The sequence below is a fragment of the Chloroflexia bacterium SDU3-3 genome (genome assembly GCA_009268125.1).
Classification (GTDB): domain Bacteria; phylum Chloroflexota; class Chloroflexia; order Chloroflexales; family Roseiflexaceae; genus SDU3-3.
In genome coordinates, this window is record WBOU01000026.1 from 19,785 (window position 1) to 45,491 (window position 25,707).

The 25,707-nt window shown below is 67.1% G+C and carries 18 protein-coding genes, 1 tRNA gene and 2 pseudogenes; 9 read left to right on the forward strand and 12 right to left on the reverse strand.

What is annotated here, in order from left to right:
• Window positions 1–92 precede the first annotated feature (92 nt).
• The 5 genes from secA to F8S13_26290 all read right to left on the reverse strand — a co-directional run bounded on the left by secA (window position 93) and on the right by F8S13_26290 (window position 8,291).
• Complete coding sequence (secA, locus tag F8S13_26270; GenBank protein ID KAB8139887.1) at window positions 93–3,311, reverse strand: preprotein translocase subunit SecA; 3,219 nt, start codon at window positions 3,309–3,311, stop codon at window positions 93–95.
• Between the two features lie 234 nt (window positions 3,312–3,545).
• Window positions 3,546–4,970: a vanomycin resistance protein VanB gene (locus tag F8S13_26275; GenBank protein ID KAB8139888.1), complete on the reverse strand. Its 1,425-nt coding sequence runs from the start codon at window positions 4,968–4,970 to the stop codon at window positions 3,546–3,548.
• 149 nt (window positions 4,971–5,119) lie between these two features.
• Window positions 5,120–6,181, reverse strand: a complete 1,062-nt coding sequence (locus tag F8S13_26280) for a methyltransferase domain-containing protein (protein KAB8139889.1) — start codon at window positions 6,179–6,181, stop codon at window positions 5,120–5,122.
• Complete coding sequence (locus F8S13_26285) at window positions 6,178–7,401, reverse strand: glycosyltransferase family 4 protein (GenBank protein ID KAB8139890.1); 1,224 nt, start codon at window positions 7,399–7,401, stop codon at window positions 6,178–6,180. The genes F8S13_26280 and F8S13_26285 overlap by 4 nt, the downstream gene beginning before the upstream one ends.
• Window positions 7,402–7,499: 98 nt before the next feature.
• The gene (locus tag F8S13_26290) at window positions 7,500–8,291 is read right to left on the reverse strand and encodes an MBL fold metallo-hydrolase (GenBank protein ID KAB8139891.1); all 792 of its coding nucleotides are present in this window, start codon (window positions 8,289–8,291) and stop codon (window positions 7,500–7,502) included.
• A 344-nt stretch (window positions 8,292–8,635) separates the two neighbouring features.
• Between F8S13_26290 and F8S13_26295 the strand changes: the two genes are divergently transcribed.
• Complete coding sequence (locus F8S13_26295; GenBank protein ID KAB8139892.1) at window positions 8,636–9,874, forward strand: hypothetical protein; 1,239 nt, start codon at window positions 8,636–8,638, stop codon at window positions 9,872–9,874.
• Between the two features lie 49 nt (window positions 9,875–9,923).
• Here the strand turns inward: F8S13_26295 and F8S13_26300 are convergent.
• A tRNA-Gly gene (locus F8S13_26300) sits at window positions 9,924–9,997 on the reverse strand.
• A 158-nt stretch (window positions 9,998–10,155) separates the two neighbouring features.
• Between F8S13_26300 and F8S13_26305 the strand changes: the two genes are divergently transcribed.
• The 4 genes from F8S13_26305 to F8S13_26320 all read left to right on the forward strand — a co-directional run bounded on the left by F8S13_26305 (window position 10,156) and on the right by F8S13_26320 (window position 14,028).
• Complete coding sequence (locus F8S13_26305; GenBank protein KAB8139893.1) at window positions 10,156–10,521, forward strand: metallopeptidase family protein; 366 nt, start codon at window positions 10,156–10,158, stop codon at window positions 10,519–10,521.
• Between the two features lie 150 nt (window positions 10,522–10,671).
• Complete coding sequence (locus F8S13_26310; protein ID KAB8139906.1) at window positions 10,672–11,850, forward strand: glycoside hydrolase; 1,179 nt, start codon at window positions 10,672–10,674, stop codon at window positions 11,848–11,850.
• Between the two features lie 5 nt (window positions 11,851–11,855).
• Complete coding sequence (locus F8S13_26315; GenBank protein KAB8139894.1) at window positions 11,856–12,866, forward strand: hypothetical protein; 1,011 nt, start codon at window positions 11,856–11,858, stop codon at window positions 12,864–12,866.
• Window positions 12,867–12,978: 112 nt separating this feature from the next.
• Window positions 12,979–14,028 carry a M42 family metallopeptidase gene (locus tag F8S13_26320; protein KAB8139895.1) on the forward strand — a complete coding sequence of 350 codons (1,050 nt, stop codon included), beginning with the start codon at window positions 12,979–12,981 and terminating at the stop codon, window positions 14,026–14,028.
• Window positions 14,029–14,111: 83 nt separating this feature from the next.
• On the opposite strand, the gene F8S13_26325 is transcribed toward F8S13_26320, so the two are convergent.
• From F8S13_26325 to F8S13_26340, 4 genes are all read right to left on the reverse strand, one after another.
• Complete coding sequence (locus F8S13_26325) at window positions 14,112–15,341, reverse strand: tetratricopeptide repeat protein (GenBank protein ID KAB8139896.1); 1,230 nt, start codon at window positions 15,339–15,341, stop codon at window positions 14,112–14,114.
• A gap of 316 nt (window positions 15,342–15,657) precedes the next feature.
• Complete coding sequence (locus tag F8S13_26330; GenBank protein KAB8139897.1) at window positions 15,658–16,380, reverse strand: ribonuclease PH; 723 nt, start codon at window positions 16,378–16,380, stop codon at window positions 15,658–15,660.
• A gap of 24 nt (window positions 16,381–16,404) precedes the next feature.
• A complete protein-coding gene (locus F8S13_26335; protein KAB8139898.1) occupies window positions 16,405–18,228 on the reverse strand; it encodes an SH3 domain-containing protein in 1,824 nt (607 codons plus the stop codon).
• A gap of 105 nt (window positions 18,229–18,333) precedes the next feature.
• Window positions 18,334–19,296 carry a peptidoglycan DD-metalloendopeptidase family protein gene (locus F8S13_26340; GenBank protein KAB8139899.1) on the reverse strand — a complete coding sequence of 321 codons (963 nt, stop codon included), beginning with the start codon at window positions 19,294–19,296 and terminating at the stop codon, window positions 18,334–18,336.
• A 215-nt stretch (window positions 19,297–19,511) separates the two neighbouring features.
• Between F8S13_26340 and F8S13_26345 the strand changes: the two genes are divergently transcribed.
• The gene (locus F8S13_26345) at window positions 19,512–20,621 is read left to right on the forward strand and encodes an IS200/IS605 family element transposase accessory protein TnpB (protein KAB8139900.1); all 1,110 of its coding nucleotides are present in this window, start codon (window positions 19,512–19,514) and stop codon (window positions 20,619–20,621) included.
• Window positions 20,622–21,038: 417 nt separating this feature from the next.
• On the forward strand, window positions 21,039–23,018 hold the full coding sequence (locus F8S13_26350) for a hypothetical protein (GenBank protein ID KAB8139901.1): 1,980 nt from the start codon (window positions 21,039–21,041) through the stop codon (window positions 23,016–23,018).
• Window positions 23,019–23,225: 207 nt separating this feature from the next.
• Here F8S13_26350 and F8S13_26355 read toward each other — a convergent pair.
• Window positions 23,226–23,315: pseudogene (locus F8S13_26355) on the reverse strand (RNA-binding protein).
• A 231-nt stretch (window positions 23,316–23,546) separates the two neighbouring features.
• Here F8S13_26355 and nusA point away from each other — a divergent pair.
• Together nusA and F8S13_26365 are read left to right on the forward strand one after the other, a co-directional pair.
• The gene (gene nusA, locus F8S13_26360; protein KAB8139902.1) at window positions 23,547–24,857 is read left to right on the forward strand and encodes a transcription termination/antitermination protein NusA; all 1,311 of its coding nucleotides are present in this window, start codon (window positions 23,547–23,549) and stop codon (window positions 24,855–24,857) included.
• Between the two features lie 79 nt (window positions 24,858–24,936).
• A complete protein-coding gene (locus F8S13_26365) occupies window positions 24,937–25,269 on the forward strand; it encodes a YlxR family protein (protein KAB8139903.1) in 333 nt (110 codons plus the stop codon).
• A 182-nt stretch (window positions 25,270–25,451) separates the two neighbouring features.
• On the opposite strand, the pseudogene F8S13_26370 reads toward F8S13_26365, so the two are convergent.
• A pseudogene (locus F8S13_26370) lies at window positions 25,452–25,707 on the reverse strand (type VII secretion-associated serine protease).

Sequence of the window (25,707 nt, forward strand, 5' to 3'; positions counted from 1 at the left end):
TTCGTGCCTTCGCGTCTTCGTAGTAAAACGCTCCTCCTGCAAGCAAAAGGCCCCGCGCAGCGTTGCTGCGCGGGGCCTTGGGGGATATGCGGCTACTTCTTCTTGCCGCGCGGCACCGGCTGGGAGGGCTTGGCAGCCTTGGGCTCGGCAGCGGCCTCGGGCTGCTGCGGCTCGCCGTTCTGGGCCTTGGCGGCGCCGCTCTGGGCCTTGGCAGCCGCCGAGCTGGGGGCGGGCTGCGCACCGCGACCGCGCGGCACGCTCTGGCCGCGACCGGTGGCCAGCTGCGCCGAGATCGACGGCGGGCGGGGCGGCGGGGCGGCGGGGCGCGGCGCGGGCTTGGGCTGGGCCGGGGCCTGCGCGGTGGCCTCGTCCTCGTCCTCGTCGTCCTCGGGGTCGGGCTGCATGGGCGCGGGGTTCACCGGCACAGCGGTGGCCTCGACCGGCTGGTTCGGGTCGCTGCTGGGCTGCTCGACCAGGCGGATCTGGCCCGACTGGATGAGGGCCAGCAGCTCCTGCTCGCGGCCCAGGTGGCAGTGCTTGAACTTCTTGCCGCTGCCGCAGGGGCAGGGGTCGTTGCGCTCCAGCTTAATCGTCACCTGCTTGCGCACGGTCTTGTTGGCCTTGGCCTCCTCCTCACTCTGGCCCGCCTGCTGGGCCACCGCCAGACGCTGCTGCTGCTCGGCGATCAGCTGGCGCATGTACTGCTCGTACTGGAAGGAGACCGGGATGATCTGGTAGACGATGTCGCGCTGGATGTTGCGCTTCAGCTCATCGAACATGCTGTAGGCGTTGCGCTGGTACTCCAGCAGCGGGTCGCGCTGGGCGATGGCCTGCATGCCGATCTCCTGGCGCAGATCCTCCATGCCGGTCAGGTAGTCGATCCACTGGCGGTCGATCGCGCCCAGCATCATGCGGCGCTCGACGTAGCGCATGTTCTCCTCGGAGATAGTCTGCTCGCGCTGCTCGTAGGCCTCCTCCAGGCGCTCGACCAGCAGGTCGTCGATCTCCTCGCGGGTGAGCTTCTCCAGCGCCTCGGCGGTCACCTCGGCGGGCAGCATGGGATCCATGGTGCGCACCGCGCGGATGAGCGCCTCCAGATCCCACTCCTCGCTAGGGTTGTCGCCCACGTGCAGGTCGAGCAGGGCGGCGATCTCGTCGCTCATCATGTCGAGCACGCGCTCGCGCATGTTCTCGCCCGCCAGGATCTTGGCGCGGTCGGCGTAGATCACCAGGCGCTGCTTGTTCATCACATCGTCAAACTCGACGGTGTGCTTGCGGGCGTCGAAGTTGTAGCCCTCGACGCGGGTCTGGGCGCTCTCGATCGAGCGGTTGATCAGCTTGGCCTCGATCGGGATGTCCTCCTCGACGCCCCAGCGCTCCATCAGGCCCTTCACGCGATCCATCGGGCCGAAGCGGCGCATCAGGTCATCTTCGAGCGAGAGGAAGAAGCGCGACGAGCCGGGGTCGCCCTGGCGGCCAGCGCGACCGCGCAGCTGGTTGTCGATGCGACGGGCCTCGTGGCGCTCGGTGCCGATGATGTGCAGGCCGCCGAGCTTGCGCACCTCCTCGCCCTCGGTGGCGGTGAGGCGCTTGGCCTCTTCCCAGGCCTCCTGGCGCTGCTCGGGGGTGGCATCCTCCAGCTTCAGCTTCTTCTTGGCCAGCAGCTCCTCGACCAGGCCGTCGGGGTTGCCGCCCAGCAGGATGTCGGTGCCGCGACCGGCCATGTTGGTGGCGATCGTGACCATGCCGAGCCGCCCGGCCTGGGCCACCACGTGGGCCTCGCGCTCGTGCTGCTTGGCGTTCAGCACGAAGTGCTTGATGCCGTGGCGGTTCATCAGCTCGGAGAGCCGCTCGGATGTCTCGACCGAGGTGGTGCCCACCAGCACCGGTCGGCCCGACTGCTGCATCTCCTTGATTTCCTGGATGGTGGCGTTGAACTTGGCCTTCTCGGTGCGGTAGATCTGGTCATCCATATCCTGGCGGACGTTCGGCCGGTTGGTGGGGATGATCACCACATCCAGGTTGTAGATCTTGCCCAGCTCCTCGCGCTCGGTGTAGGCCGTGCCGGTCATGCCGCCCAGCTTCTTGTACATGCGGAAGAAGTTCTGGAAGGTGATGGTGGCCATCGTCACGTTTTCCTGGCGGATGGGCACGCCCTCCTTGGCCTCGACGGCCTGGTGCAGGCCATCGGACCAGCGGCGGCCCGGCATCTTGCGCCCGGTGAACTCATCGACGATCACGATCTCGCCATCGGCCTCCACCACATAGTCGTGGTCGCGGTGGAAGATGAACTGGGCCTTAAGCGCATTGTCGAGGTAGTGGGTCAGCTCGTAGTACTTGGGGTCGTAGAGGCTCTCGCCGTCGGGGATGCCCAGCATCTGCTCGACCTTGATGATGCCCTGGTCGGTGAGCTGGATGCTCTTCGAGCGCGGGTCGATCATGAAATCGCCCTCGGGATCCTCGATAAACTCGCGCTTCACCTCGTCGGGGGTGTAGGGGCTGGCGCTGAGCTTGGGCACCAGGCGGGCGAAGTGGCGGTACTCCTCGCTGCTCTGCTGGGCCGGGCCAGAGATGATCAGCGGGGTGCGGGCCTCGTCGATCAGGATGTTGTCGACCTCGTCGACGATCGCGAAGTTGAGCTCGCGCTGCACCACCTGGTTCTGCTCCACCGCCATGTTGTCGCGCAGGTAGTCGAAGCCGAACTCGTTATTGGTGCCGTAGGTGATGTCGGACTCGTAGGCCTCGCGGCGCGAGCAGGGCCGCCAGTGGACCAGGCGCTGGTCCTCCTGGTTGGCGCTCGGGTCGATGTAGTCGGGGTCGAAGCGGGCCGAGTAGTCGTGGGCGATAAAGCCGACCGTCAGGCCCAGGCGGTGGAAGATCGGGCCCATCCAGCCCGCGCCGACCTTGGCCAGGTAGTCGTTGACCGTGATCAGGTGCACGCCCTTGCCCTCGATGGCGTTGAGGTAGAGCGGCAGGGTGGCCACCAGCGTCTTGCCCTCGCCGGTCTTCATCTCGGCGATCTTGCCCTGGTGCAGCACGATGCCGCCCAGCATCTGCACATCGTAGTGGCGCTGGCCGATGGTGCGGCGGGCCTGCTCGCGCACGGTGGCGAAGGCCTCGGACAGGATATCATCCAGCGTCTCGCCATCGGCGAGGCGGCGCTTGAACTCAGCCGTCTTTGCGCCGAGCTGCTCGTCGGTCAGGGCCTGGTACTCCGGCTCCAGGCCGTTGATCTCGGCAATGATCGGCTGCAGCTGTTTCACCGCACGATCATTCGAGTCACCAACCAGCTTCTTAAAGAAGTTCAGCATATGTGGTACTCCAACACGTGAGAGGTCAGATCAAAGAGGCCAGCAAGCAGACTGCGGCCCCCAGCGCCAACATTGGCATCTCGCTACATTCCCATGAGAAATGATCGGGGAGTAGACGACGAAGGGTTGATAGTCATCCTCTATTGCTGCGGCTCATTATACCCGAGGCAGGCAAGGCACCGCAAGAAAGAGCGAGCGCGGCGGCCTGTGGGGCTGCCGCGCTCGGCGGGAGGGCTATGCGCCGGTGGTGGACGGCGGGACGATGATCGCGCCCCTGGGCGGCGTGACGCCTGGGCCGTAGAGGTAGAAGTCGGCCCACGGCTCGTAGTGGGTGGCGATGTTCTCGTTGCGCAGCACCTTGCCGTCAGGCATGGTGACGATGCGGGTGAGGCTCACATCCATGCCCGCGCGCCCGTGCACCATCTGGCGCACCGCGCCCCTGGGCAGGGTGGGGTCGTACTGCCAGTTGGCCGCGCCGGGCTGGCGCTTGTTGCTGATCGTCGGCCCCTGGTAGGTGGTCTTACGGCCGTCGCTGGTGCCCCACAGCTCGAAGGTGACGCTGGATGTGGCCGCGTCGGTGCTGGTGAAGATCGTGATCGGGCCGGGCGAGTCGTTGCGCCAGCGGAAGTCGACGTCGGGCGTGAACACGGTGGCGTCAAAGCCCAGAATGTTCTCGTAGAAGTAGACCACGTAGCTGTGGGCCACACGGTGGGTGATCTGCAGGCCCGCGTTGGCCACGGCGCGGTACATGGTGGTGGAGACCTGGCACAGCCCGCCGCCCACCATCTTCTCCATACGCCCGCCCACGATGCCGTAGCCCTCGACAAAGCCGCCATCCTCCGAGAACTCGCCGCTGTTCAGGAACGAGTACTCCTGCCCGGCGGGCACCACCGCGCCGTTGAACATGTCGGCGGCGCGGAAGATATTCTGCTCGCGGGCCTCGGCGGATGTGCGGAAGCCAGTGGTGGCTTTGCCCAGCAGCACCATGCGCGGCACGGCGGCCTGCTGGGCCTGGGCGGCGGGGCGCTGGGCGATCAGCTCGCTGCCCAGCAGGCCCAGCTGCACTTCGTCGGGGGTGCCCACCTTGTCGGCGTGCAGCTCGAAGCGGGCGCGCTCGAAGAACTGGACAGTGTAGGTCTGCCCATCGTTCGGGTTCGCCTCCTGCAGCTCCTCGGAGATCGGGTAGCCGAACACGGCGAGACCGCCTTTGCCCTCCCAGAAGCCCCGGAAGGCCCCGCCGAGCGAGTGGCCGCTCTCGGGGAAGAAGCTGCGCTGGCCGCTGGGGTCGGGGTTCTGGCCCAGCCACTGGAACGCGGGCGTGGCTGCACGGTCGTTGGTGAACCAGCGCCCGATCTGGGTGAGCTGCACCCGCTGGCCCGCAGGCAGCTCGGGGTGGTACTCGAAGCGGGCGCGCTGGAAGTACTGCACCTGCAGGCCATCCTCTACGAACATCTCGGTGAGCGGCAGGCCGAAGATGGCCAGGCCGCCGTTGGCGTCGTAGAACTTCTTGAAGTGGGAGATGACGTGGTGCCCGGTCTCGGGGTAGTAGGCCACCAGGGTGCCCGGCGGGTTGGCCGGGGCCGCGCTGGCCTGGGCGCTGGGCAGGCAAAATGCCGCCAGCATCAGGCAGACGCCGAGCAAAGAGAGCTGCTTTCGCATGAGTTACCTCTAGTGTTGTGTTGACCTCATATGCTTGGGGTATCTTATCATGCTTCGCAGCGCATCTCTATCCGATTCAGCGCTGGATTTTGTAAAGAAATTCTTTAAACATCTGGCTGTCTTTCTGTTAGGCGGCAAAAACAGCCAGGCTAGCGCGCGCGCCGCCACAGGAAGATGCGCGGGGTCATGCCGCCGGAGCGCACGGGGATAACATCCTGCAGCGCCCAGTAGGCCTCGAAGGGGGCGGCGGCGCGCTCCAGCAGGCGCACCTCGTGGGTGATCAGGGCCATACGCGCGCCGGGGGCGGCCAGGCGGGTGGCCTCGGCCAGCAGGCGGGGGTAGGTCTCCTCGTTCTCGCGGTGCGAGCCGATCAGCTGGCCAAAGGGCAGGTCGGCCAGCAGCACATCGAACGAGGCGTCGGGCATGGGCACAGCGGTGGCGTCCCACGGCTCTAGGCGCACGGGCTGGCCGTGGGGCAGCTCGTAGCCCTCGGCGGCGGCCAGGTTCTGGCGGGCGCACTCCAGCGCGGCGGGGTCGGTGTCGCAGCCCAAGGCCAGCGCGGCGCGGGCCAGGGCCAGCCGCTCCACCAGCAGCGTGCCCGAGCCGCACATCAGGTTGATCACGCGGTCGACGGGGCTGGGCTGGGTCAGGTGGGCCATGGCGTGGGCCAGCGAGGCGTTGAGCGCGCCGGGCATGTTGCACACCCGCCAGGGCCGCGTGGCCAGCGGCCGGGGCGAGAGCCGCACCAGCAGCTCCCAGCCATCGGGGGCGCGGCGCAGGCGCAGCAGCAGGTCGCCCTCCTCGGCATCGGGTCGCAGGCCGGTGTGCTGCGCGATCTCCTGCTGGATGCGCTGCATCACCGAGGACTCGGCCCCGGCGGCGCTCAGGCGTAGGCTTTGGAAGCGACCCGGCGGCCACAGCTCCATGGCCTGCCCGATCATCTCGGCCATCACCGCCCAGTGCTGGTGGCCCAGCAGGGCCTTGGGGCGCGGCACCGCGAAGGCGTGGACCAGCGACACCGCGACCACACTGCGCAGGTCGAGCAGGTCGGCCAGCGGGCCACGGTAGGTGAAGCCCAGCGCATCGGGGCGCGGCGCGCCGCCCAGGCGCACGGCGTCGCCCAGGCGGCGCTGCAGCTCGTCGCGGGCCAGCGGCGCGAGGCCCTCCAGCACATCGGCCTCGCAGCGGAAGGTAGGTTGGTTCGATCTCATTGTTTCTGCTCGAAGGTGGCGTGGGCCGCGTGGTCGGGCTGGCCCAGCGGGTCATCGGGGGAGGGCTGGGTGGCGCTAGGGGCGGCGTGCTCGGCGCGGCGGGGCAGGCCCTTGGCCACGCGCTCGTAGATCGCCAGGGTCTCGCGGGCGGCGCGCTGCCACGAGAAGCGCTGCGAGCGCGCCATGCCCAGGCGGCCAAGCTCGCGCTGGCGGTCCTCATCATCCCACATGCGCTCGATCGCGTCGGCCCATGCCTCCACATCCATCGGCGGCACATAGGCCACCGCGTCGCCGCCGATCTCGGGCAGGCTGGAGGACTGCGAGGCCAGGCTGGCAGCGCCGCAGGCCATGGCCTCCAGCAGGGGCAGGCCAAAGCCCTCGTAGATCGAGGGGTTGATGTAGACCCGGCAGGCGTTGTAGAGCCAGCGCAGGTCGTACACGCCCACGCCGCCGGTGAACAGCACGTGGTCGCCCAGGCGCAGCTCGCGGGCGGACTCAAAGATCGGCTCGTCCTTCCAGCCGCGCCCGCCCACGATCACCAGGCGGTAGGGCCGCTCGGGGCGGCGGTCGATCGCCACCCGCAGCGCGCGCAGCAGGGTCGGCAGGTTCTTGCGCGGCTCCAGCGTGCTCACAAACAGCATGAAGCTCTTGGCCACCACCGGCTGGCCGCCCAGCACACGGGCCTCGCCCTCGCGCAGCAGCACGGGGCGGAACAGCGACGCGGCGGCCTCGTAGACCACATCGATCTGGTCAGGCGCGACATCCAGGTACTGCGCGATGTCCTGGCGGGTGGCCTCAGAGACGGCGATGACGCCCTCGGCGCGGGCGGTACTGCGCGCGATCTGGCCGTAGTAGCGGCGGGCGTCGTCATCCAAGATCTCGGGGTAGTGCATGAACGCCAGGTCGTGGATGGTGACCACCGCTGGAAACGGGCGGCGGGTGGGCGCGATAAAGTCGGGGCAGTGCAGCACCTGCGGACGCACCGCCATCAGCTCCAGCGGCAGCGACCATGGCTCGAAGCGGTTGTGGGGCGGGGTGTAGATCACGTGGCGGCTCACGTGCGGGGCCACCGCCAGCGGGCGCTCCATCTTGCGGTGCTGCAGGCAGATATACTGGTGCCTCTGATCGACCTCGGCGAGAGCCGCCACCAGACTCCGTGTATATTGTGGTATCCCGCCGCGCCGGTACGCGTTCAGGCGGGCATCTATCGCAATACGCATGATCATTCCGGCGCACATATTCCACCGCAGCACAATATGTGCAATAGCTCTCAACGTGCGCGCTATACGGGTACGAATGGCGGCCCCGCAGCCCACGGTCAGGCAGGCGCAACCCCTGGCGGGTCGGCCAGCTCGACCGACAGGCCATCGTGGGCGAGCCGGATGTGCTCTGGAAGCAGCGCGTTGGTCTCGGCGTGGTCGAGATCGTGCGTCATATGCACCAGCAGGGCGCGGCGCGGGCGCAGCCGCTCGATCAGCGAGACCGCCTGGCCAAGCGAGATGTGGTTCGGGTGCGGCTCGTGGCGCAGCGCGTTCAGCACCAGCAGATCCAGCCCGCCCAGCGCCGCCATGGTCGGCTCGCCGATCGCGCTGGCGTCGGTCACGTAGCCCAGGTCGCCGACCCGAAAGCCGGTGATCGTCCACGAGCCATGCTCGACCGCCAGCGGCAGCACATCCAGGCCAGCGGCAACGAACGGCTGGCCGTGGGCCACCTCGCGCAGCTCGATCATGGGGCGGCTCGACCCCGAGTTGCTCTCGCCAAAGGCGTAGTCGAAGCGCTTGCGGATCTCGCCCAGCGTGCCCGCCGTGCTATAGATCGGGATCGCCGCATTGCTGACCATGGTCAGCGGGCGCAGGTCGTCGATGCCCGCGATATGGTCGGTGTGCGAGTGCGTGACCAGCACCGCATCCACATGCGCCAGGCCGACGGACAGCGCCTGCTGGCGCAGATCCGGCCCAGCGTCGATCAGCACGACCTTGCCGCCCACCTCCAGCAGCGCCGAGGTGCGCAGGCGGCGGTTGTGTGGGTCCGCCGAGGTGCAGACGCGGCAGCAGCAGCCGATCATCGGGAGGCCCATGGATGTGCCGGTGCCAAGAAATGTGATTCGCATGGACAGATCGCCTACTTTACCAGAGCGTTGTAGAGCACAGTATAGCACAGGCATCCGCATCGGGCGGCAGATCCCAGCGCCTCTGACAGGGCCTATGCGTTCGCGACAGATCGCCAATTCTTTTACCACCAAGACTCCAAGACACCAAGGAAAAAGAGAACCAGGAACCACGAAGGTGCGAAGGCGACCGATCTTGGATAGGGCGTACCGCTCCAGCCCAGTGGTTTTGGAGGGCACACAGGCCCAGCGCGGGCTGCACCCATGTCGGCGTAGCATCGCCAGATCGCCTATACTAGTGCCTAGCACACGCAGGCCGTGCGGCCCGCTAGCAGACGAGGCAGACCATGCTCCACACCATCTCGATCCCGCCCCGTGACACCGCGCAGCCCCCCGAGCCAGACAGCGCGGGCGGGCGGCTGCGCCGGACCTGGAACTTCTACCAGCCCGCGATCGCCATCTTTCTGATCAGCCGGATCTTGTTCTACCTTGTGGTCTTCGCCGGGAAGGACATGTTGCCGGTCATCTACGCCATCACCAACCCGGTGCAGGAGCGCTACGGCTGGGGGATGGCCGCCCACTACCGCTGGAACGCGCTCAACTACCTGCAGATCGCCACCGATGGCTACCCCGCCAGCATCACCGAGCAGGATGGCGGCAACCTGGCGTTTTTCCCGCTGCTGCCGCTGGCCATGCGCATCGTCGGGCTCGGCAGCGAGCTAGCCAGCGCGGTGGGCGGGATCGCACTGGTACACCTGGCCTCGCTGCTGGCCTTCTGCATGCTCTACTGGCTGGCCATGGAGGACACGGGCGACGCCGAGACCGCGCGGCGTGCGGTGTTCTACACCGCGCTGTTCCCGCTGGCCTTCTTCTACGCCGTGCCCTACACCGAGTCGTTCTTTCTGGCGCTGAGCGTGGGTTTCTTTGTGGCTATGCGGCGGCGGAAATGGATGTGGGCTGGCGCGGCGATCGCGCTGGCCTCCATATGCAGGCTGGCCGGCGTGCTGCTGGGGGTGGTGATGGCGGTGGAGCTAGGGCTGCTACTGTGGCGCGGCGGGCTGGTGGGCCGCGACAGGCTGCGCGCCGCGCTGGGGCTGGGCATCGCGCCGCTGGGCATGCTGGCCTACATGGCCTACCTGCTGTGGCACACCGGCGACCCGCTGGCCTTCCAGCACGCCCAGAGCCACTGGGACCGCGAGACCATGCTGCCGCCGCTGACGCTGGCGCGCGGCATCGGCTACGCGCTCAACCCGGCGCTCACCAACGACCCGCACCTCTACATGATCGGCGCGATCAACACCGTGATCGTCTTTGCCTTCACCGCGATCGTCGCGCTCTCGTGGCGGCGCACCCCGCTGGCCTACACGCTCTACGCCGCGCTCAGCCTGTGCCTCGCGCTGGTGTCGCCCCTGGCTGGTCCGCTCACCATGCAGGGCACCGGGCGCTACGCCATGGTGCTGTTCCCGGTGATGATCGTGATGGCCTCGTGGCGATCCAAGCCGGTGTACTATGCGCTGATCGCGATCACCACCGCGCTGTATCTGATGCTTGCCGCGCTGTTCACGCACGCATTCTATATTGTATGAGAGACAGGTGAGAAAACCGCAGGTGTAAGGAAAAAAGAGGGGGAACTGATGGTACGGGAGACGGGAATCGAACCCGTGACTTGAGCTTGGAAGGCTCTCGCGTTACCACTACGCCACTCCCGCACAGCGGAGATGATTGTACCCGCTCGCCGTCCATCCGTCAAGCCGCGCGGCAGGCGCTGCCAAGCCGAAGTGTTGCTTGCTGTAGCATACACGCCCGCCGAAACGCTTGACACTCTGTTTCCAAGCAACATATAATGCCCGCGAGGAGGCACGACGCCATGGATGAAGAGACCTTTGAGGCCGTTGTGCTGGAGGCCATCAACGATCTGCCCGAGGAGTTTGGCCGCCACCTGGCGAACGTCGAGGTGCTAGTCGAGGCCCAGCCTACGCCCGAGCACCGTCGCGCCGCCCGGATCAAACCCTGGCAGACGCTCTACGGCCTCTACCAGGGCGTGCCGCTCACCGTCCGGCAGAGCGGCATGGTGCTGATGCCCGACACCATCACGATCTTTCGCGAGCCGCTGAGCCACGATTTCCCCAGCCGCGAGCAGCTCCGCGCGCAGATCCGCCGGACCGTGCTGCACGAGATAGCCCATGTTTTTGGGATCAGCGACGACCGCCTGCGCGAGCTTGATGCCTACTAGTGGCAGCGGCGGCCCAGGCGCGCCCGCTGGGAGCCAGCCATACACGCAATGAAACGCCTACTACCACTCTTACGCCGCCTACTCGTCACCGGGTTCTTCCTGCTCGCGCTGCTGATCTGGGTGGGGCTGGCCGCCGACACCGCCAGCCTGATGCAGCAGGCCGTGGTGCCCACGCCCACGCCTGCCCCCACCGACATCCCAGCCATCAGCCCGACCCCCGTGCCCTACGCCCGCCCCGACGCCACCGCCGCCCCCGACGCGCTGGCCTTCCAGGAGCTGGCCAGCGGCGGGCCGCAGCAGGCCGTGCACCCCAAGACGGGGCGCTACATCTCGGCGTGGCTGCCCAACTCGTTCAACGAGACCAACCGCAAGTCGTTCGAGGCCAACGCCGACATCCTCGACGAGATCAGCCCGTTCTGGTACGCCACCAACACCAGGGGCGACCTGCTGCACGGCTACGACGCGCGCGACAAAGACCTGGTGGATCTGGCCCACGCCAACAACGTGCTGGTCATCCCATCCGTCCACAACGTGGTGACCGGGGCCGACCCCATCCCCACGCTGCTGCGCAACCCCGAGGCCCGCAGCCGCCACGTGCGCAACATCGTGGATGAGGTGCTGGCCCACAACTACGACGGCTTCGACATCGACTTCGAGTCGCTCTCATCCAGCCTGCGCGAGGAGTACTCGGCCTTCATCATCGAGCTGGGCGAGGCCCTGCACAAGCACGGCAAGCTGCTGACGGTGGCTGTGCACGCCAAGACATGCGACTACTGCGGCCTGGGCGGCTTCCAGGACTGGGTGGTAATCAACAAATATGCCGACCGCATGCGCATGATGACCTACGATATGAGCTGGAAGGGCGGCTCGCCCGGCCCGGTGGCCCCAGTCTACTGGGTCCAGGATGTCTCCGAGTATGCGCGCACCGTGGTCGACCCATCCAAGATCATCGTGGGCGTGCCGTTCTACGGCTACGACTGGAAGCAGGGCGGCGGCGACGCCAAGGCCTACAACTGGGAAGATTTTAACGCGATCATCCAGCAGTACGGCATCGAGAAAACCCTGGTCGAGACCGACAGCCAGGGCCGCAGCGTGCAGGAGAATCGCATCACCTACACCCTGCGCGGCCAGCGCCGCGTGGCCTACTTCGCCACCAAGAGCAGCCTGGATGCCAAGCTGGCCCTGGTGCAGCAGCTCGACCTGGCTGGCATCGCCATCTGGCGGCTGGGCGGCGAAGACCCCGAGAACTGGACGGTCATCCGCCAGCGCCTGCTCCAAGATCCCTTCGAGTCGCAGCGGATGGTCAACAAGTCGCTGCCAAACCACTAGGTGCCATGTCAGAACGATCTGTCAAATACAACACCGAGGAGGCCGCAGCCCTGTTCGCGCGCGGCGTGGGCGCTGCCAAGGGCGGCCAGAAGCGCGTGGCCGCCAGCCTGCTCTCTCGCGCGGTGCAGCTCGACCCCACCCACGAGCAGGCATGGCTCTGGCTCTCGGGCGTGCTCGAAGACCCCAACGAGATCGCCTTCTGCCTGCGCTCGGTGCTGTCGATCAACCCCAGCAGCGAGCGCGCCCGCCAGGGCCTAGCCTGGCTTGAGCAGCGCAAGATGGTGGCCGCCCAGCCCGTGCCTGCTGCCATCCCCGCCGCCCAGCCCCAGCAGAGCGAGCGCGACCGCAGCGACCGCGAGCACCGCGAGAACTGGTGGGTCGGCTGGCGGCGCAACCGCCGCGAGACCAGCCGCGCCTGGCAGATCGTGCTGGTCGCGATGATCATGCTCTACGCCCTGACGATCGGCCTGAACTACCAGCTGCGCCAGATCATCAGCCAGAGCAAGGCCCAGCACATCCCCACCGCCGCCCCCGACATGCCGCAGGCCACCCTGGCCCCCACGGCCATCCCGCTCTACCAGAAGAGCCTGGCCGCCAGCGAGGACGCCCAGGCCCTGGCCTACCTGAGCGCCTTCGAGGCCCAGCGCGGCGACCTGCGCACCGCTGTGGATGCCTACCGCGAGGCCACCAGCAAGCTGGGCAACTCGTCGCTGCTGCACGCCTCGGCGGCCCGCGCCCTGCGCGAGAAGGTGGATGGGTCGTACAAGGCCATCGCGGCGCTCAGCCCGCCCGCGTCGCTGCGCGAGGCCCACACCGCCTACCTGAAGGGGCTGGACGAGGAGCGCGCCGCCATGGACGACATGCTGGAGTTCTACGGCAGCTTCAGCGTGCAGCTGGTGAACCGCGCCGTGCTGCGCCTGGAGGACGCCAGCCAGCAGATCGCCCAGGCCCGCGCCGTGTTCGGCAGGGCCAGCCAGCGCGCCAACACCAGCTTCCCCGCCTACACCATCCGCTAGCCCGCCCCACTTCGCGCCGCCGCCTCGTTCTTCTCAGAAAGCAAGCTGTGGGACACCCGCCCACAGCTTTTGTTGTACTATGGTGTGGCTCTATTTGGCAGAAGAGGAACACATGAACACCGCATTTCTCAAACAGCTTCTGGATACCCCCAGCCCATCCAGCGAGGAGGCCGCCGCCGCCCGCCTGTGGCGCGAGGAGGCCAGCACCTTCGCCGACACGGTCTACGCCGATGTGCGCGGCAGCTCGTTCGCCGTGCTGCAGGGCGGCAAGCCCCGCATCATGCTGGCGGGCCACATCGACGAGATCGGCGTGATGGTCAGCTATATCGACGACGACGGCTACCTCTACTTCTCGGGGGTGGGCGGCTGGGACTCGCAGGTGCTGGTGGGGCAGCGCATCCGCCTGGTGGGCCGCAGCGGCCCGGTGGTGGGCGTCATAGGCAAGAAGGCCATCCACCTGATGAAGCCCGACGAGCGCGAGCGCGTGAGCAAGATCGACGACCTGTGGATCGACATCGGCGTGGCCAGCCGCGCCGAGGCGCTGGAGCTGGTGCGCGTGGGCAGCGTGGGTGTGGTCGAGGGCCAGGTCTACGATCTGCCCCACGGGCGCATGGTCTCGCGCGGGATGGACAACCGCATCGGCGCGTTCACCGTGCTGGAGGCGCTGCGCCTGCTGTCGCAGGATCGGCCCAGGGCCACCGTGGCCGCCGTGGCCACCAGCCAGGAGGAGATCACCTTCGCCGGGGCGCACACCGCCGCCTACGGCTTCGACCCGCTGGCCGCGATCATCGTGGATGTGACCCACGCCACCGATGTGCCCGGTGCCGACAAGCGCCACAGCGGCGATGTGAAGCTGGGCGGCGGCCCGGTGCTCGACCGCGGCTCGGCGGTCAGCCCGGTGGTGTTCGACATGCTGGTGGGTGCCGCCGAGCGCGAGGGCATCCCCTACACCGTCACGATCAGCCCAGGGCGCACCGGCACCGACGGCGATGCGATCAACGTGGCGCGCGCGGGCGTGGCCTGCGGCCTGGTCTCCATCCCGAACCGCTATATGCACTCGCCCAGCGAGATGATCGCGCTGCCCGATGTGGAGCAGGCCGCCCGCCTGATCGCGGCGTTCGTGCGCTCGATCGACGAGGGCACCGACTTCATCCCACGCTAGGCGCTGGCAGATCGCCGCACCAAGTGGCAAAAAAACACCCGCATGTGTTGCCCACATGCGGGTGTTTTTGTAGTGCGAAAAAGCTAGAGGAAGCGCAGATTCGGGTGCTTGTCGGTATAGTAGCTGATCTGCGCGCCCAGAGTCGGGTCGGCATCCAGATCGGCGCTGGCGGCCATGATCTGATCGAGCGCGCTGGCAAGACAGCGCTCGACCTGCTCGGCGGGCGCGCCCAGCGAGCGCAGGCGGCGCAGCTCCGGCTCCCACGGCACGCTGCAGGCCCCGCGCGCGATCACGCCGATGATGTCGGGGTGGTAGCTGCCCCGGCCCAGCCAGTTCAGGCCCAGGCAGAAGCTCGCGCCGCAGCCGCCGTTGCGCTCGCGGGCGATGTCGAGCAGCTCCTGCTCGCGCCCGACGGCCATCACCAGCAGGGGCCGCGAGTTGCAGCAGAGCGCCTCAGTGCCGCACATGGGCAGGCCCAGCATGGCCGAGAGCGCGCTGGCCACCGGCGCGGCCAGCCGATCGAGGCCGATCACGCACGAGAAGCCCCACGCGGCGGCCTGGGCCAGGCCGACCATGCGCCGCAGGGTGGTGGCGATGTCGGGGTAGGTGAAGTGGTACTCGGCCACCTCGCGCAGATGGATGCCGTCATCCTGGGCCGAGCCGAGCTGCACGATGCCGTAGCTGGCGTAGAGCTGATCTTTAAACGATGGCTCCTCGCCGCACTCGCGGTGGCGCTCGACCGAGGCCAGCAGCGCGCCGATCTCGGCCTGGGCCTGGGGGCGCGTGGCCCAGGTGCGGGCGCGCTCGAAGGCGATCTGGGCCTCGTCGTAGTTGCCCAGGCGCAGCATGCAGCAGCCGCGCAGCTTGTAGAGCGCCCAGTCCTCGGCGTAGCGCTCAAGCGCGATCTGGGTGTGCTGCAGCGCCTCGATGTAGCTGCCGCGGATGTAGTGCAGGCAGGCGACCTCGTAGTTGGTGGCCGGGTCATCGGGGATGAGCGACAGGCAGTGCTGGAAGACCTGCATCGACTCATCGTGGCGGCCTATTTCCAGCAGCACATAGCCAAGGTTAAAGTGGGCGAGGAAATCGCCGCCCTCCAGCTTCACGACAAAGCGGAACTCCTCAGCGGCCTTGGCGTAGAGGCCGTAGCGCTGGTAGTAGAGGCCGAGGGCATCGTGGGCTTCGCGGAGGTGGGGATCGCGGGCGATCGCGCGGCGATATTCCTCAACGGCTTCATCGACTCGGTGTGCCCGCTCAAGGACGAGGCCGCGCTGAAGGTGAAGGATGGCCTCATCACGCTGATACTCATCGAGCATCGCCAGACTCCCGGCGCGTGTGCGCCATACCCAATACGCGCAGATATTTTGACGAAGACAATATGCGCGGCTCGTAGGGTGTTCCTCGTCATTATAGCATAATGTTCTGGCGCTGGCAGGACGATTTTCACCAGGGTTGCCGATCTTGCGAGCGCATTACAGTGCGGTGAATGCGCAGATCTGCGCTTGGGAATATACACCGGACGCAGTTGGGCAGCGTGGTGCGACTCTTCAACGTACCGTTAGGAAGCATATGCTCACAAAAACGGCATGGTCGGCTGGGCAGAACGTTTCCAGCCAACCATGCCGTTGGGCGTTAGAATCCCGCACCCGCCAGAGCCTGGCGCTGGGCCTCCAGCAGCGTGGCGATTCCCGCCTCGCCCAGATCGAGCAGGCTGTTCAGCTCGGCCCGCGTCACCGCGCGGCGCTCGGCGGTGCACTGCACCTCCACAATACCGCCGGTGCTGGTCTGGATGATGTTGCAGTCCATCTCGGCGGTGCTATCCTCGCTATAGTCCAGGTCGAGCAGGGCGCTGCCGCCCACATAGCCCGCGCTGATCGCGGCCACCGCCTGCACCAGCGGCAGCTGGGCCAGGTCGCCGCGCCGCACCATGCGGTGTAGGGCCAGGGCCAGCGCCAGATAGCCGCCGGTGATCGAGGCGCAGCGGGTGCCGCCATCGGCCTGCAGCACATCGCAGTCGATGGTGATGGTGTGCTCGCCCAGCAGCTGCATGTCCACCGCCGCCCGCAGCGAGCGCCCGATCAGGCGCTGGATCTCCTGGGTGCGGCCCGAGGCCCCGCTGCGCTCGCGGCGCGAGCGGGTGGTGGTGGATCGCGGCAGCAGCGAGTATTCGCCGGTGACCCAGCCCTGGCCCTGGCCGCGCAGCCAGCCGGGCACGCCCGCCTCCACGCTGGCGGTGCAGAGCACGCGGGTGCCGCCCTGCTCGATCAGGGCCGAGCCTTCGCCATAGCCAAAGGTGTCGAGCGTGATGCGCAGGGGCCGGATCTGGTCGGCGGCGCGCTCGTCGGATCGCTGCATGGTCTTCTTCCTCTATACTATCGGCTATTTTGCCGTCAGGTACATGAAATCGCGCTCCTCGGCGCCCAGGTACTTGCCGCGCTCGCGGGGCATAGCGCTGATCAGCGGCTGGGCCAGCAGCGCGCCATCCTGGCCGCGCTGGTAGGTGACGAAGCGCACCCAGTAGTTGTTTATGTCCATCTGCATGGCGCTCTGCGCGCCTGCGGCGGCCAGGGCCTGGGCCAGCCGCGCGGATGTGAGCGCGTCGCCCACGGCGTAGAACAGCGTGCGCCCATCCGCGCTCACGCCCACGCCCGAGCGCCAGGTCTCCACCTGCTTGTCCACCGACGCGCCCCAGCCCGCGCCGCCCTCAAGCGCGCGCGGCGTCACCTGGCCCGCATCCACCAGCAGCTGGCCGTTCTGACGCCACGCCGCCAGGCCCATCTCGGCGGTGAAGTCGCGGCCCCACAGGCCAACGCGCACCTCGCCGCTGGCCAGCACGGCCAGGGTGGCCCGGCCATCCACCGGCTGGCGAAACACCATGTCGCCAATGCCCATGCCGTCGTTGCCGTGGATGGCCTTAAACCCACCGTTGAAGGCGGCCAGCAGGCGCTCGCGGTCGGCGTCGGGGATGCGGCCATCGCGCACCAGCGGCACCGTGGGGGTCAGCACATTGGTCTGCGGCTCCAGCGTGCCCGCCACCATATGCAGCTGGGCGCGCGCCAGATCGACCGCCACGACGGCCACCTGGATATCGGGCCGCGCCGGGTCGGGGCGGAACGCGGTGACGGCCATGGCCGGAGCGCCGCCGTCGCTGGCGGCGGGCAGGAACTGCCACTGGCCCTCGTAGGGCAGCTGGCCATCGGCGATGGCGGTGGGGATGGGCGCGAGCGCCCAGGTGGTGTCGGGGGCGCTGGGCGGCGGCGCGCTGGGCTGCACCAGCCCAATCGTGGGCACGGCGGTGGGCGGCAGCGTGGGGCGCGGCGTGTGCAGCGGCCTAGGCGTAGGCGTGACAGTGGGGATGAAAATCGTGGCGCTGGGACTGGCCGTGGCGCTCGGCGCGGCGCTCGGGCTGGCCGTGGCGCTCGGCGGCTCGCCCAGCTCCAGCAGCTGGGCCGAGATCCAGCCCACCGTGCCTGGCCGCAGCGGGCGCTCGTTGGCGGCGCTGCCCGGCGCGACCACCCGCACCTTGGCCCAGCCAGGGCTGGCAAGCGGGTCGTCGATCACCTCCAGGCGGTCGCCCGGCAGCACCCAGCCCAGCACATTCTCGCCCACCGTCGGGTCGGAACGCAGGTTGCCCCCGCGCAGCACCGTGGCCGCGCTGCGGTTGGCGGGCACGCTGGCCTGCGTGGCGGTGGCACTAATGGCGACAGTGGCGGTAGGCAGCGGCGTGGGCAGCAGGCCCACCGTGGGCACAAGAGCCTGAGGAGCACGGGCATCTGGCGTGGCCGCGATCTCCACCTCCCAGCGCGGGGCATCGTAGCCGAACGCCACCTGCGCCTCGCGCAGCAGCGTGCCCGCGCGAAACACCTGCGACTCGACAAAGGCCACTGGCCCCGGCCCGACGATGGCGCGCGCCGCATCTACGGCCTTCAGCAGCAGCGCGGGCTGGAGCGAGATCGCCCACGCCGCCGTGAGCACCACGATCAGGAATGACACCAGGGCTATCGGTTTATCGAGCGCGCGGGCCTGCGAGGTGAGGTGCTGCTGGGCGCGCGCGGCCTGCTCGGCGGTGCGGAAGGTGTAGCGCCGCCCACGGAAGCGAAAGGCGACCCGCTCTTGCCCCAGCCAGGTGCGCACGCGAAACAGCTGCGACGGGCGGTCGGCAAGGCGGGATGGAAAGCGGGTTGACTGCTCTGAACGTTGCATGGTCTCAAAAGCGCTCTATGGCGAAGGTCGCGCTGCGCCCACGTATCATACCACGCGTCTAGGCCGTCACAATGAGCAGGGCCTGATATCTAGCTCGCAGCCGCCCTAGCGCGCGCAGCCCACCAGCGGCTCGGGGTCGATGTTCACCCCGGCGGGCGAGCGCACCTCGTAGTGCAGGTGCGGGCCGGTGGAGTAGCCGGTGGTGCCCGCCGTGCCCAGCCGCTGGCCCGCCGACACCACCTGCCCGTCGGCAATCTCCAGGGTGTTCAGGTGGCCGTAGGCGGTGGCGTAGCCGCTCTCGGCGTTGGTGATGATGATAAAGTTGCCGCCTGGCCAGCTGTTGGGGAAGACCTGCGCGGTGCCGCCCAGCGTCGTCACCACCGGCGAGCCAAAGGTCGCATCCGAGTTATCGTAGCCGTTGTGGTCGGAGTCGATCGCCAGATCGACCGCGCCCATGGTCTCCGCTGGAACATGGGTGCCTACACCAAACGGCTGCGTGATCACCACCGACATACCGGCGGGCGCGATCAGCGGGCAGCCGTGCGGGCCATCGGCCTGAAGCGAAAACGCGGGCGTGGCGGTGGGCGCGGGCGTGGCGCTGGGCGGGATGGTGGGCGCGATCTCCACGGGCGTGGGAGTGGGCGTGGCGCTAGGGGCCGCCGTGGGCGTGGCGCTGGGCAGCGCCGCAAAGGCATCTGCGCCCTGCCCGGGCTGGGCGCTCTGGGCGGTGCTCAGCGCGGCCATCACCTGCTGGATAATCGCGCCGCCCGCCTCGGCCTGGCCCTGCAGCATGGGCGAGAGCGCCAGCGCGCTAGCCACAGTGGCGATGCCAAGCGCCGCCAGCTGCTGCGGGGGGTTCCGGGGCGCGGGGCGGGCCTGCGGGGCGCTGCCCGCCAGCAGCAGCGGCTCCAGATCGAAGATCGCAGCCAGCAGCACGCGGCTGGTCTCATCCAGCGCCCGCATGCCATACTCGATCTCGGCCAGAGTGCGGGCAGATATGCCGCTGCGCAGGGCAAGATCCGAAAACGTCATGCCGTGGCTACGACGGAGTGCGCGAATGGTGGGCACGTCTTTATCCTTTTTCCAGAGAGCATCCTGCGATGGTGAGCATAGCACGGCGGGGTGCGATTGAACATGACAGCATGTTTACGGATGCTTGCCTTTAGGCGTTTCATCCCACCGCTGAAGCTGGTGGGATGAAACGCTCCGCTTGAGCGGCTTTCGCCCACGGTCGGTATAGCACATATGTTGCATTTTACGTAGCGGTGTGCTATGCTTAACATATGCAGAAAACCTACAAATACCGCATCTATCTCACCAAAGGTCAGCGCCGATTGCTTGAGCAGCAATTGGAACTGTGCCGTTGGGTCTATAACGAGACGCTTGCCGAACGCACACGTGCGTATGAAGAACGCGGCGAGCGGTTGCGGTTGTACGATACCCAGGCCCTGCTTCCGATGTGGAAGAGGGCAAAACCTGCATTGAAAGGCGTTCACTCACAAGTCTTGCAAAACGTCTCGGTGCGGGTTGATTTGGCGTATCACGCCTTCTTCCAACGCGTCAAACGTGGCGCTGAACAAGCAGGCTTTCCCCGGTTCAAAGGCAAAGGACGATACGATTCGATCACCTACCCGCAGTACGGGAACGGGGTGCGGCTGGAGGGCAATCGGTTGCTCCTCTCGAAAGTCGGCGCGGTCCACGTTGTTTTGCATCGTCCCGTTGAGGGAACGCCCAAAACCGTGACGATACGCCGTTCTCGGAGTGGCAAGTGGTTTGTCTCGTTTTCCTGCGAGCTGGAAACGCATGAACAACGCCCCACGGGCGAGGTGGTGGGCGTGGATATGGGGCTGGCATCGTTCGCGACGTTCTCCGATGGGGAGCAGATCGCTAACCCGCGTTTCTACCGCCGCGATGAAGTAGACCTGGGGCGCGTCCAGCGGCGGAAGGACGCCGCCAAGCAAGCAGCAAACTGGGCAGAGCACGCCAAACAAACGGTGATCCTTGCCAAGATCCACGAGCGCATTGCCAACCGACGCAGCAACTTTGCGCATCAGGCAAGCCGCAGGCTCGTCAATCGCTTTCAGGTCATCGTGTTTGAAGCCCTTGCCCCGCAAGCCATGGGCACGAGCAGCGGGATGCGCAAGAGTATTATGGACGTGGCGTGGTCGCAGTTTATCGCGATGACCGTCAGCAAAGCGGCAGAAGCTGGCAGGCGGGTCATTCTGGTGGACCCCCGCAATACGTCCAAGCGGTGTTCCCGCTGCGGCACATTGGTCGATAAGACCTTGTCTGACCGTGTGCATAGGTGCCCAACGTGTGGGCTGGTGATGGATCGTGATATGAATGCGGCGATCAACATCCTCCAACGCGGCCTCGCTACCCTTCGTACCTGACATGGTGGAGTGGGGCGGCACTCCCTTGAAGCCCACGCGCGTTAGCCGTGGGAGCCGTCACAACCGCTGTTTGCTTAAAACAGTCCGACCGTATCACGTAGGTTTTTATGGTAAAAAGAGATAGCTATCTGCTGTCTATTCTTGATAGCAACTATTAATTGTGCAACATGTGCATTTTTCGCTCATAGCAGCAGAAAAAGGCTATTGCGCCACGAGGGAGCAAGACATCCATTTCGGCCCTTCGTGTCCTCGTGCCCTCGTGGTATTCGTTCCCGCTTCTCGCCCTCGTGTCTTCGTGTCTTCGTGGTATTCGTTCCCGTTTGTTCCTTGGTGTCTTGGAGTCTTGGTGGTAAGAAGTCCTGAAATGCCCCAAGATGTCCTACAATACCCCCACTTCGATTGAGAGTGGAGAATGCTATGCAACGACGTATCGCCATGCTCGCCCTCGCGCTCACGCTTGGCGCGTGTATGCCGGGGCGGGCCAGCACCCCGCCCACCACCCCCACGCCCACCGCAGGCGCGACCGAGGCCGCCCAGCCCACCGAGCAAGATGCCCAGCCCACCGCAGGCGCGACCGAGGCCGCCCAGCCCACCGAGGCCGTGCCTGCCGCCGTCGACGACCTGGCCACGCTCACCCAGGCCAAGTCGGGCGACCGCGACCAGACCGCGCTGGCCGAGGCCTTCAGCGGCAAGGATCTGCCCGAGGTGGCTCGCACCACCCCGCTGGATGTGAAGGTGGGCGATGTCGAGACCTTCTGGGTGGCCGACAGCCTGGAGAACACCAACTACCAGATCAAGGCCAAGCTGCGCTACGCCGGGCCGGTGGTGCTCATGTATGTCGACACCGAGGTCGAGGGCGATATCGCGCAGGAGACGATCGAGGACTCGGCCAAGCGCTTCGAGAACGAGATCTACGCCCGCGACCGCGAGATCTTCGGCGAGGAGCGCGCGCCGGGGGTCGATGGCGACGCGCGGCTCACGATCCTCAACACCGCCGTGCGCGGCGCGGGCGGCTACTTCTCATCCGCCGACGCCGTCACCAAGCAGGTCAACCGCTTCTCCAACGAGCGCGAGATGTTCGTGATCGGCATCGACTCGTACCCGCTGGGCAGCGACGGCTACGCCGAGACCCTGGCCCACGAGTTCCAGCACATGATCGAGTGGAACGTGGCGCGGCGCAGCCCCAGCTGGTTCAACGAGGGCATGTCCACCAACGCCGAGGAGCTGTTCGGCTTCCGCGACCCCTACCAGGAGGCCCAGCACCTGGAGGAGCCCGACATCCAGCTGACCACCTGGAGCGCCGAGGCCGCGCAGACCGGGCGGCACTACGGCACCTCGCGCCTGTTCCTGCGCTACATCGCCACCCACTACGGCGGCGAGCAGACCCTGGGCGGCCTGGTGAAGGCCGACGCGGGCAACAACACCCAGGCCTTTGTCGACCTGGCCCAGAAGAAATACCCTGACATCACCAGCTTCGCCGACGTGGTATCGGACTGGACGGTGGCCAACGTGCTGAACGACAAGGGCGTGGACGAAGGCCGCTACGCCTACGACATCGCCGAGACAGCCAGGACCGAGAAAGCCCTGCCCAGCGATCGCACCGATGTCAGCCAGTTCGGGGCCGACTACCTGACGCTAGAGGGGCCTGCCACCCTGCACTTCGACGGCGCCAGCACGGTGTCGCTGGTGGGGGCCACGCCCAAGGGCGGCACCGGCATGTGGTGGAGCAACGCAGGCGACGACAGCGTGCAGATGCTCACCAAGGAGTTCGACCTGAGCGGCCAGACCAAGGCCACGCTCAGCTTCGACGCCTGGTACGAGATCGAGCGCCACTACGACTACGCCTTTGTCACAGCATCCACCGACGGCGGCACCACCTGGCAGACCATCAAGGGCGGCACCACCACCGACGAAGACCCCCAGGGCCAGAACTTCGGCAACGGCATCACCGGGGTCAGCGGCTCGCCCTCATCCGAGATCAACGAGGGCGTGGATGGCCAGTGGCTGCCCGAGCAGTTCGACCTCTCGGCCTACGCGGGCAAGAAGATCCTGCTGCGCTTCTGGCTGATCAGCGACAGCGCCCTGAACGGCGCGGGCCTGCTGATCGACAACATCCAGATCCCCGAGCTGGGCTACAGCGACGACGTGGAGCAGGGCGACGACGGCTGGCAGGCCACGGGCTTCGTGCGCACCAGCGGCACCCTGCCCCAGCTGTGGGCGCTGCGGCTGGTGCGCACGGGCGCGCAGGGCACCACAGTGGAGCGCGTGGCCACCGACGCCCAGGGCGACGCCGACATCACCCTAGCCGCAGGCGAGCGCGCCACCCTGGTGGTGATGGGCAGCACCCCGATCACCACCGAGCCGGCCAGCTACCGCTACACCCTGGCCAGCAACTAGCCCCGGCTGAGATTCTGATCACAAGATCGCGCCGATGTCGCCACGCCGCAGCGACATCGGCGCTGCCGCGCAGTTGACAACCCCCCAGCGCTGCACTACACTGCGGGCCGTTGAATCGCGCCTTGTAATGACGAGGAAAGCCACGTGAAGAAACTGCAGATTGCCATCATCGGCATGGCCCTGGCCGCAGGGCTTGTCGGCTGCGATACGGTCTCGCCCAGCACCCCGACCACCGCGCCCGCCACGGCGCCCGCCGAGGCCACCGCCTACCCCGCGCCCGAGGCCCAGGCCACCCCCGAGTCGTACCCCGCGCCCGAGGCGCTGACCACGCCCACCGCCTACCCCGCGCCGTAGCCTGGCCCGCCGCGCTGCCCTGCCTAGCCAGCGTTTGCGCCAGCCCAGCGAAAATGGTATACTTAAAGCCGCTAGTCAAAGGCTTTGCAGGAAAGTGGGTATCCCCCACTTTTCTTCTTGTTAACGTCAAAAATTCGGGCAAACCCCGTAGAGGTATAGAGCAGGCGAGGTGGTATGAAGAGCGATTTCTACGCGGCTATCTCCCAGATTGCGGCAGAGCGCGGTATCCCGAAGGAAGCCATCATCGGGCAGGTAGAGAAGGCGCTGGTGACGGCGTACCGCCGCACGCTAGGCAATAACCCACCGCCGATCGAGATTAATGTCCGCCTCGACCCCGCCACCGGCTCGTGGCGCGTGTTCGCCGAGAAGCAGGTGGTGGATGAGGTGTTCGACGACCGCTTCGAGGTCGATATCGAGCACGCCAAAAAGTTTAAGGCCGACGTCGAGATGGGCGAGACCATTATGGTCGAAAGCACGCCCAACGACTTCGGGCGAATCGCCGCGCAGACGGCCAAGCAGGTGGTGCTGCAGGGCATCAAAGAGGTCGAGCGCGAGCATGTCTACGGCGAGTACCTGGAGCGCGAGGGCGAGCTGATCACCGCCACGGTGCAGCGCATGGCCAAGGGCAATGTCATCCTTGAGATGGGCAAGGCCGAGGCCGTGCTGCCGCCCAAGGAGCAGGTGGACGGCGACCGCTACTACCACGGCCAGCGGCTCAAGGTCTACATGATGGAGATCCGGCGCGAGGAGCGCGGCCCCCGCCTGATCGTCTCGCGGGCGCACAAAAACCTGATCACGCGGCTCTTCGAGATGGAAGTGCCCGAGATCTACAACGGCACGGTCGAGATCAAGTCGATCGCCCGCGAGCCGGGGCTGCGCACCAAGGTGGCCGTGGTGGCCCGCCAAGAGGGCATCGACCCGGTCGGCTCGTGCGTGGGCATGCGGGGCATCCGCATCCAGAACATCGTAAACGAGCTGAACGGCGAGAAGATCGACGTGGTGCAGTGGTCATCCGACCCGAAAGAGTTCATCGCCAACGCGCTCTCGCCCGCCCAGGTGGTGGAGGTGCAGCTGCGCGACGACGAGCACGCCGCCACCGTGATCGTGCCCGACAAGCAGCTGTCGCTGGCCATCGGCAAAGAGGGCCAGAACGTGCGGCTGGCCGCCAAGCTCACCGGCTGGCGCATCGACATCAAGAGCGCCACCGCGCTGCTGGATGAGGAGCGCGCCGCCGCCGAGGCCCGCGAGGCCGCCGAGCACGAGCAGATGGCCACCGAGGTGGCCCTAGCCACCGCCAAGGTCGAGACCCGCAAGGTGCGGCCCGATGGCACCGTGCTCTACCAGAACCAGCGCTACGGCCCGCTGGGCGACGCCCTGATCGGCGAGGATGTGCAGCTTCGCGCCACCCCGGCGAAGATCTACATCTACCGCGACGACCGGCTGATCGCCTCGTACATGCTGATCGAAGATACCAGCGAAGAGTAGCGGACACCTACAGTACGTGCGGATCGAACTCGCTCCGTTCGATCCGCACGTGCTATGTTAGGGCCGCCCACCGATATCTATGGCAAAGCAAAAGGCCCCGCGACAGAAGCATATTCCCCAGCGGACATGCATCGCATGCCGCCAGACGGATGCCAAGCGCGGGCTCATGCGAATCGTGCGCGATGCCGAGGGCCGGGTCGGCTACGACCCGACCGGCAAACGCGCAGGGCGTGGCGCATACCTCTGCCACGACCCGGCCTGCTGGGAACTCGCGCTCAAGCGCGGCGCACTCGCCCGTGCCCTGCGCGTCGATTCTATTCAGCAGGAAGACTTGGAAGCGCTGCAAGCACTGGCAAAACGTGTCACCGCAGAGACGCGGGACAGCGAGCCACAGCAGGCAGCGGGGGGATAGATTGGGGGGCGTTCGCTGGAACGCCCCTTCGTACACTCACTGCACCTTGGTATGTGAGCGTTCACAGGCCGCTACAGATAGCGAGATTGGGCAGCCAGCAGGCGGCGCGCGAGCCGCCAACCAGCTGAAGCACGCTAATTGCCTCTGTCTGAGCCGGCGGGAGAAATACGAATGGTTTTTGGTCAATGTGTAACGCCGGGTTGGCTCTCGAAGGTCGCCCCTGTTCTTCTTGCAATGAGCGAGGGTGGCAGTCGAGGCGGTGGTGGCAATAGCGGCGGCGGTGGCGGCGGGCGTGGCCCCGGCGGCCCTGGCGGCGGCGGCGGCGGGCGTGGCCCCGGCGGCCCTGGCGGCGGTGGCGGCGGCTACCGTGGCGGTGGCGGCGGCGGGCGTGGCCCCGGCGGCCCTGGCGGCGGCGGCGGCGGCGGGCGTGGCCCCGGC

Excerpts from the sequence above, each read along its gene's own strand:
- secA (KAB8139887.1), bottom strand. The coding sequence starts at position 3,311 with ATGCTGAACTTCTTTAAGAAGCTGGTTGGTGACTCGAATGATCGTGCG.
- F8S13_26275 (KAB8139888.1), bottom strand. The coding sequence starts at position 4,970 with ATGCGAAAGCAGCTCTCTTTGCTCGGCGTCTGCCTGATGCTGGCGGCA.
- F8S13_26280 (KAB8139889.1), bottom strand. The coding sequence starts at position 6,181 with ATGAGATCGAACCAACCTACCTTCCGCTGCGAGGCCGATGTGCTGGAG.
- F8S13_26285 (KAB8139890.1), bottom strand. The coding sequence starts at position 7,401 with ATGCGTATTGCGATAGATGCCCGCCTGAACGCGTACCGGCGCGGCGGG.
- F8S13_26290 (KAB8139891.1), bottom strand. The coding sequence starts at position 8,291 with ATGCGAATCACATTTCTTGGCACCGGCACATCCATGGGCCTCCCGATG.
- F8S13_26295 (KAB8139892.1), top strand. The coding sequence starts at position 8,636 with ATGCTCCACACCATCTCGATCCCGCCCCGTGACACCGCGCAGCCCCCC.
- F8S13_26305 (KAB8139893.1), top strand. The coding sequence starts at position 10,156 with ATGGATGAAGAGACCTTTGAGGCCGTTGTGCTGGAGGCCATCAACGAT.
- F8S13_26310 (KAB8139906.1), top strand. The coding sequence starts at position 10,672 with ATGCAGCAGGCCGTGGTGCCCACGCCCACGCCTGCCCCCACCGACATC.
- F8S13_26315 (KAB8139894.1), top strand. The coding sequence starts at position 11,856 with ATGTCAGAACGATCTGTCAAATACAACACCGAGGAGGCCGCAGCCCTG.
- F8S13_26320 (KAB8139895.1), top strand. The coding sequence starts at position 12,979 with ATGAACACCGCATTTCTCAAACAGCTTCTGGATACCCCCAGCCCATCC.
- F8S13_26325 (KAB8139896.1), bottom strand. The coding sequence starts at position 15,341 with ATGCTCGATGAGTATCAGCGTGATGAGGCCATCCTTCACCTTCAGCGC.
- F8S13_26330 (KAB8139897.1), bottom strand. The coding sequence starts at position 16,380 with ATGCAGCGATCCGACGAGCGCGCCGCCGACCAGATCCGGCCCCTGCGC.
- F8S13_26335 (KAB8139898.1), bottom strand. The coding sequence starts at position 18,228 with ATGCAACGTTCAGAGCAGTCAACCCGCTTTCCATCCCGCCTTGCCGAC.
- F8S13_26345 (KAB8139900.1), top strand. The coding sequence starts at position 19,512 with ATGCAGAAAACCTACAAATACCGCATCTATCTCACCAAAGGTCAGCGC.
- F8S13_26350 (KAB8139901.1), top strand. The coding sequence starts at position 21,039 with ATGCAACGACGTATCGCCATGCTCGCCCTCGCGCTCACGCTTGGCGCG.
- nusA (KAB8139902.1), top strand. The coding sequence starts at position 23,547 with ATGAAGAGCGATTTCTACGCGGCTATCTCCCAGATTGCGGCAGAGCGC.
- F8S13_26365 (KAB8139903.1), top strand. The coding sequence starts at position 24,937 with ATGGCAAAGCAAAAGGCCCCGCGACAGAAGCATATTCCCCAGCGGACA.